The organism is Streptomyces sp. SS8 (assembly GCF_054072955.1).
On record NZ_JBSVCZ010000040.1, the window covers coordinates 1 to 16,036 of the forward strand.

Annotated in this window: 14 protein-coding genes; 2 read left to right on the forward strand and 12 right to left on the reverse strand. The window is 69.5% G+C overall.

All coding sequences use genetic code 11. The features are described from left to right. Positions 1-65 precede the first annotated feature (65 nt). A complete protein-coding gene (locus ACW69E_RS26345) occupies positions 66-1,130 on the reverse strand; it encodes a replication-relaxation family protein (RefSeq protein WP_457500796.1) in 1,065 nt (354 codons plus the stop codon). Positions 1,131-1,247: 117 nt separating this feature from the next. Here ACW69E_RS26345 and ACW69E_RS26350 point away from each other — a divergent pair, with 117 nt between their 5' ends. Both ACW69E_RS26350 and ACW69E_RS26355 read left to right on the forward strand, forming a co-directional pair. Beyond that, positions 1,248-1,448 (forward strand): hypothetical protein, encoded by a 201-nt coding sequence (locus tag ACW69E_RS26350; RefSeq protein WP_457500797.1) that lies wholly within the window; start codon positions 1,248-1,250, stop codon positions 1,446-1,448. 25 nt (positions 1,449-1,473) lie between these two features. Then, complete coding sequence (locus tag ACW69E_RS26355) at positions 1,474-1,743, forward strand: DUF6228 family protein (protein WP_457500798.1); 270 nt, start codon at positions 1,474-1,476, stop codon at positions 1,741-1,743. Between the two features lie 38 nt (positions 1,744-1,781). On the opposite strand, the gene istB is transcribed toward ACW69E_RS26355, so the two are convergent. The 11 genes from istB to ACW69E_RS26410 all read right to left on the reverse strand — a co-directional run bounded on the left by istB (position 1,782) and on the right by ACW69E_RS26410 (position 16,036). Next, positions 1,782-2,507 carry an IS21-like element helper ATPase IstB gene (istB, locus tag ACW69E_RS26360; RefSeq protein WP_457500820.1) on the reverse strand — a complete coding sequence of 242 codons (726 nt, stop codon included), beginning with the start codon at positions 2,505-2,507 and terminating at the stop codon, positions 1,782-1,784. A gap of 387 nt (positions 2,508-2,894) precedes the next feature. Next, a complete protein-coding gene (locus ACW69E_RS26365) occupies positions 2,895-4,115 on the reverse strand; it encodes a glycosyltransferase family 4 protein (RefSeq protein ID WP_457500799.1) in 1,221 nt (406 codons plus the stop codon). 32 nt (positions 4,116-4,147) lie between these two features. Further along, positions 4,148-4,996 (reverse strand): ABC transporter permease, encoded by an 849-nt coding sequence (locus ACW69E_RS26370; RefSeq protein WP_457500800.1) that lies wholly within the window; start codon positions 4,994-4,996, stop codon positions 4,148-4,150. 1 nt (position 4,997) lies between these two features. Continuing rightward, a complete protein-coding gene (locus ACW69E_RS26375) occupies positions 4,998-5,843 on the reverse strand; it encodes an ABC transporter permease (protein WP_457500801.1) in 846 nt (281 codons plus the stop codon). 3 nt (positions 5,844-5,846) lie between these two features. After that, positions 5,847-6,983, reverse strand: a complete 1,137-nt coding sequence (locus tag ACW69E_RS26380; RefSeq protein ID WP_457500802.1) for an ABC transporter ATP-binding protein — start codon at positions 6,981-6,983, stop codon at positions 5,847-5,849. Further along, positions 6,980-8,632, reverse strand: a complete 1,653-nt coding sequence (locus tag ACW69E_RS26385; protein ID WP_457500803.1) for a carbamoyltransferase C-terminal domain-containing protein — start codon at positions 8,630-8,632, stop codon at positions 6,980-6,982. The genes ACW69E_RS26380 and ACW69E_RS26385 overlap by 4 nt, the downstream gene beginning before the upstream one ends. Before the next feature lie 57 nt (positions 8,633-8,689). After that, positions 8,690-9,541 (reverse strand): phytanoyl-CoA dioxygenase family protein, encoded by an 852-nt coding sequence (locus tag ACW69E_RS26390; RefSeq protein WP_457500821.1) that lies wholly within the window; start codon positions 9,539-9,541, stop codon positions 8,690-8,692. A gap of 28 nt (positions 9,542-9,569) precedes the next feature. Further along, complete coding sequence (locus ACW69E_RS26395; protein WP_457500804.1) at positions 9,570-10,832, reverse strand: glycosyltransferase; 1,263 nt, start codon at positions 10,830-10,832, stop codon at positions 9,570-9,572. Continuing rightward, on the reverse strand, positions 10,829-12,547 hold the full coding sequence (locus tag ACW69E_RS26400; protein ID WP_457500805.1) for a carbamoyltransferase family protein: 1,719 nt from the start codon (positions 12,545-12,547) through the stop codon (positions 10,829-10,831). The genes ACW69E_RS26395 and ACW69E_RS26400 overlap by 4 nt, the downstream gene beginning before the upstream one ends. Positions 12,548-12,689: 142 nt before the next feature. Then, complete coding sequence (locus ACW69E_RS26405) at positions 12,690-14,675, reverse strand: carbamoyltransferase family protein (protein ID WP_457500806.1); 1,986 nt, start codon at positions 14,673-14,675, stop codon at positions 12,690-12,692. 152 nt (positions 14,676-14,827) lie between these two features. After that, positions 14,828-16,036 carry an aminotransferase class III-fold pyridoxal phosphate-dependent enzyme gene (locus ACW69E_RS26410; protein ID WP_457500807.1) on the reverse strand — a complete coding sequence of 403 codons (1,209 nt, stop codon included), beginning with the start codon at positions 16,034-16,036 and terminating at the stop codon, positions 14,828-14,830.

Here is a 16,036-nt window from a genome sequence, read left to right on the forward strand (position 1 = left end):
ATCGTGACATCGGCTCGTCCGCCAAGCGCCCAAGCTGGGCTTTCGACATTGCGACTCCGGTCACTTCAGGTACGGAAGCGGGACAGCCAGCCACAGCCCTTCTGCTCGGGTACGCCCTGGTTCTGTTGTTGGTGTCCTTGCTCGGTTTGCTCGGCTTGGTGTTCAGCGGTGATGGCGCGCTGCTTGCAGTCGTCGCACAGGTGCGGGTGGGTCCCGCGTGGGGCGTCCCACCCGGCGGGTTCGATGGCCTTCCACCGCTCGTCCGTGAACCGGGTGCCGCAGCCAGCGCACACCGGACGGCAGGCCTCTCGCTCGGCCTTGTGCTGTGCGGCGATGCGGCGCAGCTCCTCCTTGTGCTCCCGCTGGCGGGCTGCGTACTGGGCCTTCTTGCGGGCGTCGGCCGCTTCGCGGCGCGGATTGCCGATCACCTCGATGAGCGTCTGGTTGTGCGGCCTTCCGAAGCGCCGGAAGACCGCTCCGGCCGGGCCGTGCTCCTTCAGCTGCTTCATGCCGGTGACGACGACGGGCAGCTTGCCGTCGTACATGTGGAAGCCCCCGTCGTACCAGGTGCCCTTCCAGTGCCGCTGGGTCAGCTCGGCCAACTGCGCGATGACGGTGTTGGGGTTACGGGGGCCGATCCGGTTGCAGACGAGCAGCAGCGGCGGGTGCGGCCGGTCGCTGTGGCGTCCGTCGGGCACCCACCATCGGGTGCGCCACATCGGCCGCTCCTTGCCGCCGGTGTCCTTCACCTTCCGCTGGCCAAACCGCATGTACTTGTCGATCTTCGCGGCGAGGACCTGAGCAGACTCGAAGCAGTTGTCGATCTCCACGAACAGCAGCGGCACCCCGTCCTCGGGCGCGGTGACGACGATGTCCGCCTGGGCACCGCCCCTGCCCGGGTTGGCCCAGGTGCCCGTCGCGGGCAGCGCCACCTCGGTCGCGTAGGAGGCGATGGTGCCCAACCCGGCGGGCGCGTCGACCGCAGCGCGGGCGGCGGCGAGGACGTCGGCCGGCTCGCCTGCGAGCTGTGACAGGTCCGGCTTCGGGCGCAGCAGGGCGATCACGGCCTCGTTGACCGTCATCGGGTGGGAGGCGCCCGTGCGGCCCGCGCCGCGGGCCGGGTCGCCCATCTCCCCCACCGGCCGCCCCAGATGGAGGATCGGTGTACGACGATCGGCGCGCTACTCACGCCTCCCAGCGTGCCCCGAGCCGGGCTGGTTGGCGAGTCGGCCCGGGACGGTCAGGGAGTGTCGCCGGTCCAGTCCCAGCGGTCCGGGTCCCCGGGGCGCGGGTCGTACAGGGCCCGGCAGGACCGTGCCGGCGAGCTGGTGCTGGACTTCCCGCTGGACGTGGAGACCTCCCGGCGGCTGCGCGCCTATGCCGCCGCCCAGGGCATCACCCCGCAGCGCCTGGTCGGCCTGCTCGCCGAGCGCGCCGGCCGTTGCTGATGGTGTGCGTGCACGGCTCGAGAACGTGACCGTCACCGTCTGGGATGACCTGAGCGAGTTCTTCGACGGCCTCGCCCGAGACTTCCGTGGCTGGGAGGGAGAGCGGACATGGATCAACAACCACCTGGTCGTGACGGCGACCTTCGGCTCGGGTGGTCATGTGTATCTGGACTGGACGCTTCGGTCCGGCTTCTCTCCCGGTGACTGGAAGTGCACGGTGACGACCGTGATCGAAGCCTGTGAAGGGATGACGGCTGTAGCTGCGGACCTGCGGGAATTTCTGCGCCAGGGGTAGGTCGCCGACGTTGCCCTGCAGATACTCCAGCGTCCGGTTCAGCCGACGGCCCGCTGCTCAGCGCGGGCGCGAGTGGTGGCGAGACGGTAGGAGTCGGTGCCGGTCTCGATGATGTTGCCGCCGAAGATGAGGCGGTCGACGATGGCCGCGCAGAGGCGGGGGTCGGTGAAGGTCTTGGTCCAACCGCTGAAGGACTCGTTGGAGGCGATGGCGACGCTGTTCTTCTCCTCGCGTTCGGTCAGGACCTGGAAGAGGAGTTCGGCGCCGCGACGGTCGAGTTCCATGTAGCCGAGTTCATCGATGCAGAGCAGGTCGACTCGGCCGTAGCGGGCGATGGTCTTGATCAACTGCTTCTCGTCGGCGGCTTCGACCAACTCGTTGACCAGCTTCGTCGCCAGGACGTACTTGGCTCGGTAGCCGGCCATCGCGGCTTCGGTACCGAGCGCGATCAGCAGGTGGGACTTGCCGGTGCCGGAGTCGCCGATGAGGCAGAGAGGCAGACCCTTCTTGATCCATTCGCACTTGGCGAGGGTATGGATCATGGCTGCGTCGATGTTGGGGTTGGCCTCGAAGTCGAACTTCCGCAGCGACTTGTCGCGGGGGAAGCCTGCCGCCTTGATGCGGCGCTCGGAGCGGCGGCGGGCCCGGTCGTCGCACTCGGCCAGGAGGAACTCGGCGAGGAAGCCGAGGTAAGACATCTGCTCGCGGCTCGCGGTCTCGGCGAGGTCGGGGAACTGGGAGCGGATGGTGGGCAGCCGGAGCATGCGGCATGCCTGGTCGACGGCGGTCAGGCGACGCTGCCGCTCGCGCACGATCCGCGGCTCGCACGTGCCGGACACGTCCCGGGGCGCCTTGACCCCGACGGGCCGGCACCGGTCAGCCGGAGACCCTCTCTCCGGCCCGGGCCACCCAGCATCGCGATCAACTGCCTCGGTGCCGGCACCCGGCACGCCAGCCGCCTGTCCGCCAGCCACCGCCGACTCCACCTTCACACTCAGCTACGTCACTTGGCGTCTCCTTCTCGATCAGCAGATCCGCTGTTGGTTCGCACTCCCCGGCTTGTCGTGGACAACGGCTTCCTGGGCCGGTGCGGTGAGGCCGGGTGGCGCGATCCGCCTCAGTCCGTTCGTGGTGCGGAGCGCGCCGTCGGCTCAGCGTGCCCGCTCCGTGCAGGCCGTGCCTGTCACCGCGCGGACGGCGGCGTGCACCTGCGCGGTGCCGTGTTCCGTCCGGTGCCGGTCGAGGTAAAGGCGGTGTGCCGCATCGGCCATGCGCCGGGCCCGTTCCGGATCGGCCAGCACTCTCAAGCAGGCGGCAGCGAAGGTCTCGGGGTCGTCGGCGAGTTCGATGTGTTCACCGGCCCTGACGTCGATCCCCTCGACCCCGGTCCGGGTCGAGACCACAGGGATCCTGTGGGCGAAGGCCTCAAGGATCTTGATCCTGGTGCCACCCCCCACCCGCAGCGGCACGACCACCAGGTCGGCGCGACGCAGCAACTCGGCCATGTCGGGTACGAAACCCGTCACCTCGACGTGGGGGTGGTCGGCGAGCCGGCGCACTTCCGCTGCGGCCCGGCCGCCCAGCACGACGCGGACGTCGGGGCGCCGCGCGTGGATGAACGGCAGTATCTCCTGGACGAGCCACAACGCGGCGTCCACATTGGGGCGATAGGTGAGCAGTCCCTGCAGCAGCAGCGTCGGCGGGTGGCCGCCGGAGTGAGGGAGGACGGGGGCCGGGACGGGCATTGGATAGGTGTTTGGCAGGGTCATGGAAATCGCCTTGCCGACCGGTATCCGGACACGGTCGGCGTCGCTGGCGAAGACCAGGGCGTCGGCTTCGCGGGCAGCCCTCGCGTGCACCGAACGCCACCAGCGGACACCGCGCCGGGCCTCCACACGACGGAACAGGCTCAGTCGGCGGCCGTCCTCGGTGATGCCGAGTCGCAGCCAGTGGGTGTGGACGTCGTCGTGCAGGTCGTCCACGTCGATCACGCAGGGGGCCGGGACGACGCCGCGGGTGCGCAGCCACAGAGCTTCGCTGCCGAACCAGACGAGGTCATAGGCTGTGTCCGCGGACCATCGTGCCAGGCGCGCGCAGGCACGGCGCCGCTCCGGGACGGCGCTGTGGGCGACGGTGCCGCGGGTGAGGGCCGCCATGGCGGTGCGTGCTCGGCCGCTCGGGGGGTCGATACTGGCGGCGACGCGCGTGAAGGGGGTGTCGGGGGGCGGGGGGCCGGGAGGCTCTGCCGGGCCGATCACGAAGAGGTCGACAGGGCCGAGCCCGGCCAGGGCGTCGGCAGTGACGGCCATGCGGCGGCGGCCGCCGGTGGGCAGGCCCCAGGGCCACAGATAACTGACGTAGAGACTTCTCACGGTGTTTCCTCCGGAATGTGGTGCCCGCCGCGTCAAAAGCCCCCGACCCCCTGGTAGAGGCGCAGGCTCGCCGACCAGAGCCTGCGCGCGGCGACGAAGGCGACCAGACCGATCAAGGGGGACACCACGGCCAGGGGGCGAGGGATCCAGGGGGCCAGGCCGTGCCCGGTGAGCACCGCAGCGGGAAGGTAGGCGATGAAGGCGATCGGCAACACGTAAGTGAAAACGGCCTGGACCACTGTGGGCAGGATGTGCAGGGGGTAGTTACCGAAGGTGGTGGTCAACTCGTCCAGCCACTGGCTCCAGGTGCGGGCGGTGGCGGCCCGTAGCGCCGCGCAGGCGAGCGCTGTCTGGACGGCGGCCTCCATCAGCGTCCCGCCGAGCACGGCCGCCGCGAGGTACGCGGCTTTGGCAGCCGTCCAGTCCACGGCCAGTTGGGACAGCGCCGCAGCGAAGAGGGTGCCGGCCACACAGAGGTCTCCGAAGGCGTTCACGTTGAACCGGTGAAGGAGCACCTGCCGGTAGACGGGCATGGGACGGAGCAGGAAGCCGTCAAAGCGCCCCTGCTGCACGATCAGTCCGAGGTCGTTGACGTTGGTGAAGATCATGACGTACAGCCCATGGCTGAGGAGTCTCATCGCCACGATGAGGAGGACGTCGCCGACCGGCCAGCCGCCCATGCCGGGAAATCGGAGCAGCAGGACCGAGGCGAAGGCGAGCACCGACGTCTGCCAGAAGATCCCGACGAGCAGTCCCAGAAGGAAGTCCATCCGGTACTCCAACTGGGCCCGCACGCTGAGGGCGGTGATCCGGACTGCGACGCGCCAGGACGCCGACCGGGTGTTCGCCGTGACGCCCCGGGTCCTGGGACGAAGGGACATCTCAGCCTCCCTGCACAGTGATCCGAGCCGCCGCGGAACGCCACAACGCCCGCATGCCCACAGCGAGTGCCGCGCACCAGGCCAGTTGGATCAGGAGCTGAACCGGTGCCGCGGACGCGGGCAGCCTCCCCACGTACAGGGACAACGGCACGTTGAGCACCCCTTGGAACGGAAGGAAGTAGCTGAGGGTGACGACCCAGTCGGGGAAGAACCACAGCGGAGCGAAGGCACCGGAGAGCAGGTCCTGGATGAACTGCAGAACACGCACCGCATTGGTGTTCATCACCGTCCAGAAGCAGAGAAGGTCGGTGGCCAGGGTGAGTTCGTACAGGATCACTTGTCCGAGCAGCAGACTCACCGCGGACACCGCCCCTGCCGCGGGGGAGGCGGGGGCGTCGATCAACCCGGTGCCAAGGCAGGCCAGATACCCGCCGCTGGCCCACAGCAGGCCGTAGGCCTGATCGCCCACCGTCCTGATGAGGTGGTACTTCCAGGGCGGGACCGGCCGCAGCAGCCAGTACACGATGTTCCCGGTCGCCACGTGCAACAGGACGGTGTCCCGTCCAGCCTGCCGGTCCAGTGTCCGGACGGAGGTGATCAGCACGGCGAGCACCGCGTAGGTCACCGCTTGGTCCCGGTCAAATCCCGCGCTCGTGCCCTTCGTGGTGTACAGCGCGCTCCAGAGCGCGGCGACCAGGACGATCTGGGTGACCAGCCGGATTGCGGTCGCGGCGAGCCTGCCGGGCTGCAGCAGTTCGGCGAGCGGGGTGATCCGGGCCGCTCGCCAGGGACGGGGGCGCAGGTCGGGCCGGCCGGCGACGTGGGCGGAGGTGGTGAGCGGACCCATGGCTCACGCAGCCGCGTGTCCGGCACGGCCGTCCACCGAACCGCGCGCGTCGTCCGGATGGCCTGCTCCTGCGGGAGGGCTGTTGTCCTTCTCCTGGTAGGCGAGCCGTATGACGTCCTCCAGATCGTTCTCCGTGAGTGAGACGTCCGTGACGGCGTGGGTGCCGATGATCGACCGCAGCGCTTCCTGAGCGGTGCACGGCGCCTGCCCCTGCCCAGGTTCCCCGTGCGCCACGGCTGGTCCGAAGACGACCCGAGGACCGTCGCGGCGCAGCACTCGGACCCCTTCCGGCGGCTGCACCGCCACCGGGTCCGCGAGCGTGACGCTCACCTGCCAGGAACTGCCGAATCGGGCCCGCAGGCCGGGCAGGTCCCCGTCGAAGACGACCCGTCCGTGGTTGACCAGAACGACGTGGTGTGCGAGGCGTTCGACCTCGCTCACGTCGTGGGTGGTCAACAGGACGCTACGGCCGCGCTCCTGGACCTGGTGGCGCAGAAACCTCCGTACCTGTTCCTTCACCTCGACGTCCATGCCGATGGTCGGTTCGTCCAGGAAGACGACGGCGGGGTCGTGCAACAGGGCACAGGCCAGGTCGCAGCGGACCCGTTGGCCGAGGGAGAGGTGGCGTACGCGGGTGTCCCAGAACTCGGACAGGTGCAGCAGGCCGTCGAACTCCTCCAGGCGCGCGCGGTAGGTCGCCGTGTCCACTCCGTAGATGTCGCGCAGGATGGACAGGGACTCGCGGGCCGGAAGGTCCCACCAGAGTTGGCTGCGCTGGCCGAAGACGGCGCCGATATTGCGGGCGTTGAGTTCCCGTTCGCGGTGCGGCACGAGCCCGTTCACCCGCACACTGCCGGCGCTGGGCACGAGAATGCCGGTGAGCATCTTGATGGTGGTGGACTTGCCCGCGCCGTTCGGGCCAAGCAGCGCGAGGAGTTCCCCGCGACGCACAGCCAGGGACACGTCGCGTACTGCGGTGAGGGATGCGTAGCGGGGAGCGGCCAGCGATTTCAGCGCGCTCCACCGGCCTGGGCGCCGCGCAAGGGTGCGGAATGTCTTGGTGAGGCCGACCGCCGAGATCACCGTGTCGCTCGGGTGCTCGTCCGCCCGGCGGCCGGACGTCTGCGCAGCGGGGCTCACAGCTCGACCATCCGGTCCTCCAGCACCAGGAAGTCGAGGCCGATGGCCATTGCTGAGTTCACCGCGCCCTCCGCGTCGTCAACCACCGGCTCACCCCGCAGGTTGAACGAGGTATTCACGGTGACCGGCGGAGCGCCGAGGGCATCAAGGCGTTCCAGAACGTCGTGCATGAGGCCCGTCTCAGAGGTGACCACCTGGGGCCGTGCCGTACCGTCGACGTGCATGACCGCGGGCAGTTTCCTTTTGCCCGCGTCGCTCAACGGGCTCGCGCCGACCATGTACCGGTGCAGGTCGCCCCCGTCCGCCCAGAAGGCGTCCGCGCACCGGGCGAGACCGGCCGGACCGAGGGGGCGCCACAGCTCACGTCCCTTGGCGCGGTTGAGTCGGTCCTTCATGTCCGCGTCGGCAGGGGACGCGATGATGGACCGATGGCACAGAGCCCGCGGGCCAACTTCTGCGGCGCCGGTGACGACCGCGCCGATCCGGCCCTCCAGCAACCGCCGCGCCACCTCGTCCGGGGACACCTCCTGAGCCTTCAGGTCCCGTGCGGCGAGTGCGTCGTCGATGTCGCGCCGAAGAAGGGTGCGGCCCAGGTAAGGGCTCAGTGGCCGACCCGGACGGGCGGGCGGCGCCACACTCCAGGCAGCGCCCACCGAGACACCGGCGTCATGCGGAACCGGGGGTACGTACACCGGTTGGGGCAGCAGGCCGTTGGCAGAGCAGTTCAACCCCACTCCGCCGGATACGCACAGTGCCTCATGCCCCGTCACCTCGCGTGCCCGGGCGGCCAGCATCGCGAGAACGTCCTGCAGACCCGCCTGGGCGCTCCAGGCCAGCCGGACAGCCATGTCGTCCTTGTCCAACTGGTACGAATCCGTGTGGCCCCGGACGTACCCGAGCGTGTCGAAGTGCGCCCACCAGGCGTTGACGATCTCGCGGTGGGTGGCGTTGGCCGGCAGGTCGAAGGGGGGCGTGAACGTGTTGCCGCGCACATCGAAGATCGGCCAGGGGTCCCACTCGCGGGCCCGGCCGTATGCCGCGAGGCCCATCGTCTTGCCCGCTTCGAGGAAGGAGAGGCCGATGATCTCCGAGACGGCGTCGTACATGTAGCCCAGTGAGTGGGGTATCGGCCAGCGATCCCTGCGCAGGAGCCGTTGGCCGTAGCGGGCGTCGTAGATCGAGACGCTCTCGTCGTCGCCGTTGCCGTCCACCACCAGCACGGCTGCCGCTTCGTACCCGGAGGCGTAGAACGAGGCGCAGGCGTGGGCGTAATGGTGAGGGACGAAGACCAGCTCCGGGTGGCGCACCGGGTCGGTCCGCCAGCCGAGTGCGTCGCGAAGGAAGCCGCGGTTGTCGTCGAACTCCCAGGAACGGTTCAGGATGGGAGGCGACACCCGGTCCAGATCCTTGCGCGCGGAGTGGCGCGGCATGTCCCAGCCCACCGCCACGACATCGATGTCGGCCGGGGTGAGGCCCGCCGCCCGCAGACAGGCCGCGGCGGCCTCCCGGGGATAGCGGTGCAGGCCGTGCTTGCGCCGGGTGACGCGTTCTTCCTCGATCATGGCGTGCACGTTTCCTTCACCGTCAACCAGACAGGCGGTGGGGTCGTGCCAGCCGAGCGGAGGCGAGTTGAGGCCCAGAATCCACATGAGGTCAGGTCCTTCCACGAGGTGCGAGCTGGTCTGATGAGCAGGCGATCACCGCCGTCAGTCCGCGGGGAAGAACCCGTCGGAGTTGACCGGACCGCTGCGCCTGCCGATGCCCATCCACTCCCGGGGAATGCCGTCGACCACGCCGACGCCCTTCCATACGTCGAAGCCGAGCAGCTTGCGGGCTCGCGCGGACAGTTGTCGGCGCGCCTCGGAACTCAAGGAACGGAAGACGTTCTCCTGCTGGCGCAGAAAGGGAGCGCAGTAGTAGGCGAAGAGCGCCCTGCGGTATTCGTTCTCGGTGGTGTTCGCCCCGGTGCCGTGCCAGACCCGCCCGTCGATCAGGGCGATACTGCCGGCCGGGCCGGTCAGCGGGACCGTCTCGATGTTCTCGGTGACCGGTCCGCGGGTGAGCAGATGACTGCGCGGGACCATGCGGGTGCCGCCGTTCTCGGCGGTGAAGTCGTCCAGCAGCCAGACCACGTTGAGCGTAACCATGTACATCCAGGGCTCGGTCACATACTGCTGGTCGGTGTGGAGCAGTTGCGGCACGTTGCCGGGAGCGGCGATGTTGGCGGTGATGCTCGACAGAAGGACGTCAGGACCGAGGGTCAGTTCCGCCCAGTGCAGGGCGGCCGGGTGTTCAATCAGATCGACGTAGGCCCGGCCACGGTTGACGAGGTTGAAGATGCGCTGGTTCCCGTTGGAGTACCAGGCGGTCTTGTCGTCCCTCTCCCGCGCGGCGACGCGGTCGGTCAGGTGGCGCAGTTCTCCCAGTTCCTGGCCGTCGAGCACGCCTGGGAGCAGGGCGTATCCGTTCTCCTCCAGTGCGGCGCGGGTGTCCCGCAGAGCCTGTGCATTCTCCTTGTACGACCACGTCCGGCCGGTTGTGGTGACATCCCTGCTCATCGTCACGGTTCTCTCCTTTCGTTGGTGGTCAAGCAGAGTTGGGCCGCTTTGGTGCGACGGCGGACGCGTCGTATGACGTCCCCGGCTGCCGGTCGCGCGCGGTGGCGTCGCGAGCGGCGGACCAGATCCGCCAGAGCCGCCGGGCAGCCTCGTCCCAGGTGGGCAGGAGCCTGGCCGCCGACCTGATCCTCGTGCTCATCTCCCGTCGCAGGGCACGGTCCTCCAGGAGCTTGACCAGATTCGCGGCGAAGTTCTCCTCGTCACACACCACGAGGGCGTCGCGGACCTCGGGCGGCAGGCCCTGCGCGCCGACCGGGGTGGTGACGATGGGGCAGCCACGGGCGATCGCCTCCAGCACCTTCACCTTCACGCCGCCGCCCGCGCGCAACGGGGCCACGAAGACATGGCTTTCGTCCAGCACGTCGGCCACACGGTCGACCCACCCGGTCACCTCGACACGGGGCAGGTGGGCGGCCCGCTTCACCAATGCCGGTCCGGGACGGATACCGGCGAGCTTGAGCCGGGCCTGGGGAACGGCCGCAGCGATCTGCGGCCATATCCGCTCCAGCAGGAACCCGGCCGCGTCACTGCTCGGGGGATAGGTGAAGTTGCCGACGAACGACACGGTGAGGGGCTCGTCGGGCTCCCGATCGACGGAGCGCGGCACGTCGGGAGGCAGCGGTGTCAGGTGGTCCGCGCCGTCCGGGCTCCACCGTACGTCCAGACCTGGGTCCACGGAACGCATGTGCTCGGCATCGTCCTGGCTCACCGTCGCGCACACCTGGGCCAGCCGCCACGCCGCGTGTTCGAGTTGCGCGGCCTGCTGCCAGGAGCAATGGGAGGACGTGGAGACCCCGATGGTCTCCCACGCCTTGTCGATCAGATACTCGACGTTCTCCTCCACGAGCACCAGCGGAACGGTGAGACCGCCGGGCAGGTGAGGTGTCATGTAGTAGCCCTCGACATGGACCAGGCCGACGGGGTGCGTGTGGAGGAACCGGGCGAGTTCCGCGGCGGACGCGGCACTTGTCTGCCGCCAGACGCGGGCCGGCACCCCTGCGGGGCCTTCGGTGACGGGATCGGCCGGGAACATGCGGACGTCGGCGCAGATCTCTTTCATTGTGCCGATGCCCTCGGCGTCCTCCGGGAACTGCGTCACCACCCAGAGGTGGATCCTGGCCCGCCGGGAGAGCCGCCTGATCAGTTCGTACTCGCGTAACTGGCCCCCGCTGTGGGGCGGATACGGCATCCGAGAGGTCAGGTAGAGGACCTCGGGAAGAAGCGTCGTCACGGGCGTGCCCCCTCGCCCAAGTCGGTGCGGCGCACGAGGTAGGAGCCGATCGCCAGGGCGTCCGCGCCACAGGACAGGAAGGTGCGGATGGTGTCGGACGGGGAGGAGCACAACGGTTCCTCGGCGACGTTCAGCGACGTGTTGACGACGACCGGCAGACCGGTCAGCCTCTCGAACTCCCGCAGCAGACCCGCGTAGCGCGGGTTGGTGTCGGCGTGCACGGCCTGCGGGCGGGCAGAGCCGTCGACATGCACGGCGGCCGGGATCAGCCGACGCACTTCGGGCTTCACCCGGGCTGCCATGATCATGAAATCGCTGGGCGTGCCGACGAAGAAGTCGTCGAAACGTTCCGCGAGGACGCTCGGAGCGAGAGGGCGCCACATCTCGCGGCGCTTGACCCGGTTGAGCCTGACCAGGGTCCGGCGCGAACGCGGGTCACCGAGCAGACTGCGCGCTCCCAGAGCGCGGGGGCCGACCTCTCCCCGGCCCTGGTGCCAGGCGATGACCTCTCCGTCGGCGAGGAGGGCGGCGGTGCGGCGCAGCAGTTCGGGCGTCTCAAGGCGCTCCGCGGGCAGCCCTGCCCGTTTGAGCTCCGCCTCCACCTCGTCGTCGTCCGTGGGGGCCGCCCAGTAGGCGTGCCGCATCGGTGCCCAGCTGCTCACGTCCTGGCCCGCCCCGTGAGCCGCGACGAGCGCGGCGCCCAGGGCGACACCGGCGTCGTGGGCCATGGGTTGCACCCAGACCCTGTCGAACAGACCGGAGCCGGCAAGGACCCCGTTCGCCGTACAGTTGAGACCCACGCCCCCGGCGATCACCAGATCGGGGAGTCCGGTGAGCGTCCGGAGCCGCTCGGCGAGGGCGAGCGCGACCTGTTCCAGGGCGTGTTGCACGGAGGCGGCGAAGTTGGCGTACGCGGTGATGTCGTCGGCGCACCCCCGGGTGTACGGGAAGCACGACCGCTCGAAGTGGTCGAGAAGCTGGGCCATGCGGTGTTCGATCAGGGCCCGGCCCACCAGATCGGGCTGGTGCACGGGGAGCCACGCGACACCGCCCTCTCCAAAGGCCAGTCCCACGTCCTCGGTGGGCCGTCCGTATGGGGCGAGCCCCATTAGCTTGCCCGCGTTGTCCCTGCCGAGCCCGGCGTACTCTGCGGCCGCCTCGTAGAAGAAGCCGAGGGACACCTCGACCGGGTAGGTCTCCAGAACCTTTATCCCGTCCGGGCCACCCATCGCGAGCGACGTGGAACAGTCCTCGCCCATCGCGTCCATCACCAGGACGGCGCATTCCCTGAAGCCGCTCGGCCAGAAGCAGCTGCCCGCGTGGGCGAGATGGTGACGGACCGGCAGCAGTGGGGGGCGCGGGGCGCGGCCGAAGAGCTCTTCGGGGAACAGCCTGGCCGGGTCGTCGAAGGGCAGCTCCGCCGCCCGCTGGGCAGAGTCCTTGTAGCCCATCCACTCGCTGAGCAGGTCGTGGTCGGAGCCGAGAGCGACGACATCGATGTCGGACAGCTCGATTCCGGCGTGGTCGAGACAGTGGCGCAGGGCATGGGCGGGTGGTTCACCGAGCGCGCGTTTCTTCCGGGAAAGGCGCTCCTGCTCGATGGAGACGACCAGCCGGCCGTCCTTGAGCAGTGCGCAGGAGGCGTCGTGTGCGCCGTGGTTGAGCCCCACCGTCCACCCTGTGCGGGGTAAGAAGGTGGCCTGTCGGCAGGTCATATCTGCTGCTCCTTCTGGGAGGGATGACGATGCGTACCGTGAGGGAGGACGCAGCCCCCGGCCCTGTTCCGTCCGGCCGTTTCCGGCGCACTGCCGACACCGTCGACACACAGCACGCCTGCCTGCCCGCCGGGGCGGTCGGCTAGAGCACTGGGGAGAGGTCGATGAGGCGGCGTTCCCACAGGGCTCGCAGTTCGGCGGCCACGTGGTCTGGGTTGTCGTCCTCCGTCAGCAAGTCGCGTACGGGGACGCACGCAACGGTGGTGGCGCGCCTGACCAGTGCTGCGGTGCTCTCCGAGACGGCCTGGGCGTGTTCGGGCGCGTTGCGGCGGCACAGCACCGTCCGGTTGCCGCGCGCGTCGTGGCGGCTGCTCACCATGCAGAACGGGGAGAGCGAGAGGGCCAGTTCGAGCAGCGCCGACGGCTCCCTTTGGCGGCCGCTGACCAGGAACGGGCCCAGCACCACAGTGGACAGTCCGGTGCTCAGCAGGGTGCGCAGCACGTCGCGGCTGTCCTGGACCATGGGTTCGGCGTTGTTGTTGAAGGACGTGTTCAGCACCACGGGCACGCCGGTCAGCTCGCCGAACGCTTCGATGAGCCGCCAGTACAGCGGGTTCTGTTCCTGGCGGACGATCTGTACCCGTGCGGTGCCGTCGACGTGGGTGACCGCGCCAAGCGCGTCCCGCCGGTCGGCGCGGACGTCGACGACGAAGCCCATGTAGCTGTGGTCCGCTCCGGTCGGCGGCAGTTCGAAGAACTCGGCCGCGCGGGTGTCGAGCACGGCGGGGGCCAGTGGCCGGTAGGCCTCCCGGAACTTGATCAGAGAGTTGACGCGATCCTTGTTCCCCGGGGGGCGAGGGTCGGCCAGGATGCTGCGGTTGCCCAGGGCTCTCGGCCCGTACTCGGACCGGCCCTGCGCCCAGCCGATCACCTCCCCGCCGACCAGCAGACCGGCCGCCCGGGCCGCGATGTCCCGAGGCTCCTCCCAGGTCACGAAAGAACTCCAGCGTTCCAGTTCGGCGGTGAGCACCGTGCGGTCGCCGAGGGCGGGACCGAGGTAGACGTGTGGCAGGCGCGTTCGGGTCCTGGGCGCCCGGCGCAGCTTCCGGTCAACCGCGTAGGCGGCGCCGAGGGCGCTCCCCCCATCGTGCGAGGCGGGGTGGACGTAGACGTCGGTGAAGGGGCCCTCGCGCAGCAGGCGTCCATTGAGGCTGGTGTTCTGCCCGACGCCCCCGGCGACGGCCAGCGCCGTGAGTCCCGTCGCCCGTTGCCAGTACCGGAGCAGGTGGAACATCACGTCCTCCAGCAGGCGCTGCCCTGCGGCGGCCAGGTCGGCATACACCTGATCGAACGCGTCGCCGGCGCGCCGTGGCGTCAGGCCTGCGTCGAGCAGCAGCGCAGGGAGCCCTGCTACGTCCAGTGTGTAGCTCCCGGCTTCCCCCAGGGAGCAGAGGCGGGACAGCAACGGGAGGAAACGCTGGTGATCGCCGTAGGGGGCCAGGCCCATCACCTTGTACTCGTCGAACGGGTAGTAGCCCGTGAACCGGGTGAGCGCGGTGTAGAAGTGCCCGAGGGAGTCCGACCGTGGGAAGGAGACGAGATGCGTCAGTTCCGTGGGGCGCCCCGCGTAGAAGCTGACGCCCTCACACTCCCCGTTGCCGTCGACGACTGCGACCAGCGCTTCGGCCTGCCCCGAGTCGCAGTACGCCGCCTCCGCGTGCGTGAGGTGGTGACGTACGAAATGGATCCGCTCGGTGTCGAGACTGCCGCCGAACGCCTTCTCCAGACGCTCGCGGATCAGGTCGCGGCTACCGCGGAAGGCCAGACGCGGGTTGTTCAGACACTCCAGACGCAGCTCACGGTCGGTGAAGTCCTCGTCGAAGAAGTAGGCCACCGCGTCGATCTCGTCGAGGCCGATGCCCGCCTCGTCGAGGCACGCCCCGGTGGCGCCCAATGGGAACCGGTTGGTGTGCTTCTCACGGTTGAAACGCTCCTCCTCCGCCGCGGCGAGAACAACTCCGTCCACGACGAGTGCCGCCGCGGCATCGTGGAAGAACTTGGGCGACACATCGGGCGGGTAGTCGTCGTGTTCGGTTCCGAACAGCCCCGACAGGCCGAGGATGCGCATGGTTGTCTCTCCTCCCGTGTTCACGGCGAACAGCTCGTCGGGCACTCGGGTCCGTGGCCCCGAGTCAGGTCGAGCAGCATGCGAGGGGCAAGGTGCGAGGGCGGCCGAACCGCGGGCAGGGCCGTCGCCGTCCGCGACGACGACAGCGGACCTCAGCCGGCGAGCATCGCTCTGACGGCCCGGTAACCGTCGCCTGCCGCTCGGCAGGCGTGGGCGACATCGTCCGGCGTCATCGCCGCGCAGACGAACCAGTGGTGCGCGGCGTGGAACAGCACTCCGCTGCGCGCGGCGGCCCGGCAGAACACCTGGTGGGCAGCGCCCTCCAGCTCGGGCGGCAGATCGAAGGCGTGGAAGGGGAGCAGGGGCATGCCGACGACCCGCGCGGGGACGCCCGTCCGGGCGATCTCCGCGCGCAGCCCGTCGCACAGCTGACGGCCCAGTTCCCACAGCCGCTTCGGCACCTGCCGGCCGACCACCTCACCGATCGTGGCGGTGGCTGCCGCGAATCCGTCCACAGACCGGAAGAACACCGAGGAGGCGGAGATGTGCTCGGCTCCCGCCATGATGCGTTCCGGGCCAGTGAGAGCGGAAATGGCATATCCGTTTCCCATGGCCTTGCTCATCGCGACCAGGTCGGCGTCGATGCCGAAGTACTCCTGGGCGCCTCCCGGCGCGAGACGGAACGCGGTGCGGACCTCGTCGAGCACGAACAGGGCACCGTGCCGGTGGGCCAGTTCGCGGCACCGGTCGAGAAACCCGGCCTGCGGCTGCTCGATCTCGAACGGCATCATGATCAGGCAGGCGATCTCGTCCGCGTGCGCGGCGAAGAGCTGTTCCAGCGAGCCGAGGTCGTTGTAACCGAATGTGGTGGTCAGAGAGTGGTAGGCCGAGGGCACGCCCTGAACTCTCGGGGCACACCAGTCGTGCCACCCCTGGTATCCCCACCGGATCACCCGGTCGCGGCCGGTGTGCGCGCGGGCCACCCGGACGGCGGCCTCGGTCGCGTCGGAGCCCGTTCGCAGGAAGAGCGACAGTTCCGCGTTCGGCACGTGCCGGCGGATGAGCTGGGCCAGTTCGATCTGCAGCGGGGAACGGAGTGTGGGCGCGACGCCCGCCCGCAGGTGCCGGATGACGTTCTCGTCCACGGCATCGTGGGCGTGCCCCAGGACGACGCTGCCGAAGCCGAGGACCATGTCGAGGTAACGTCTCCCCTCGACGTCCCAGACGTAGGCGCCTTTGGCCCGGCTTGCGAACAGCGACCCCTGGGTCGCCGTCCCGTCCGACGGGTCCAGCACGTTGGGCAGCTTCCTGATCGACACGTCGAGGACGGTTCCCGCCCGTCGTAAGCTGCTGCTTGACAT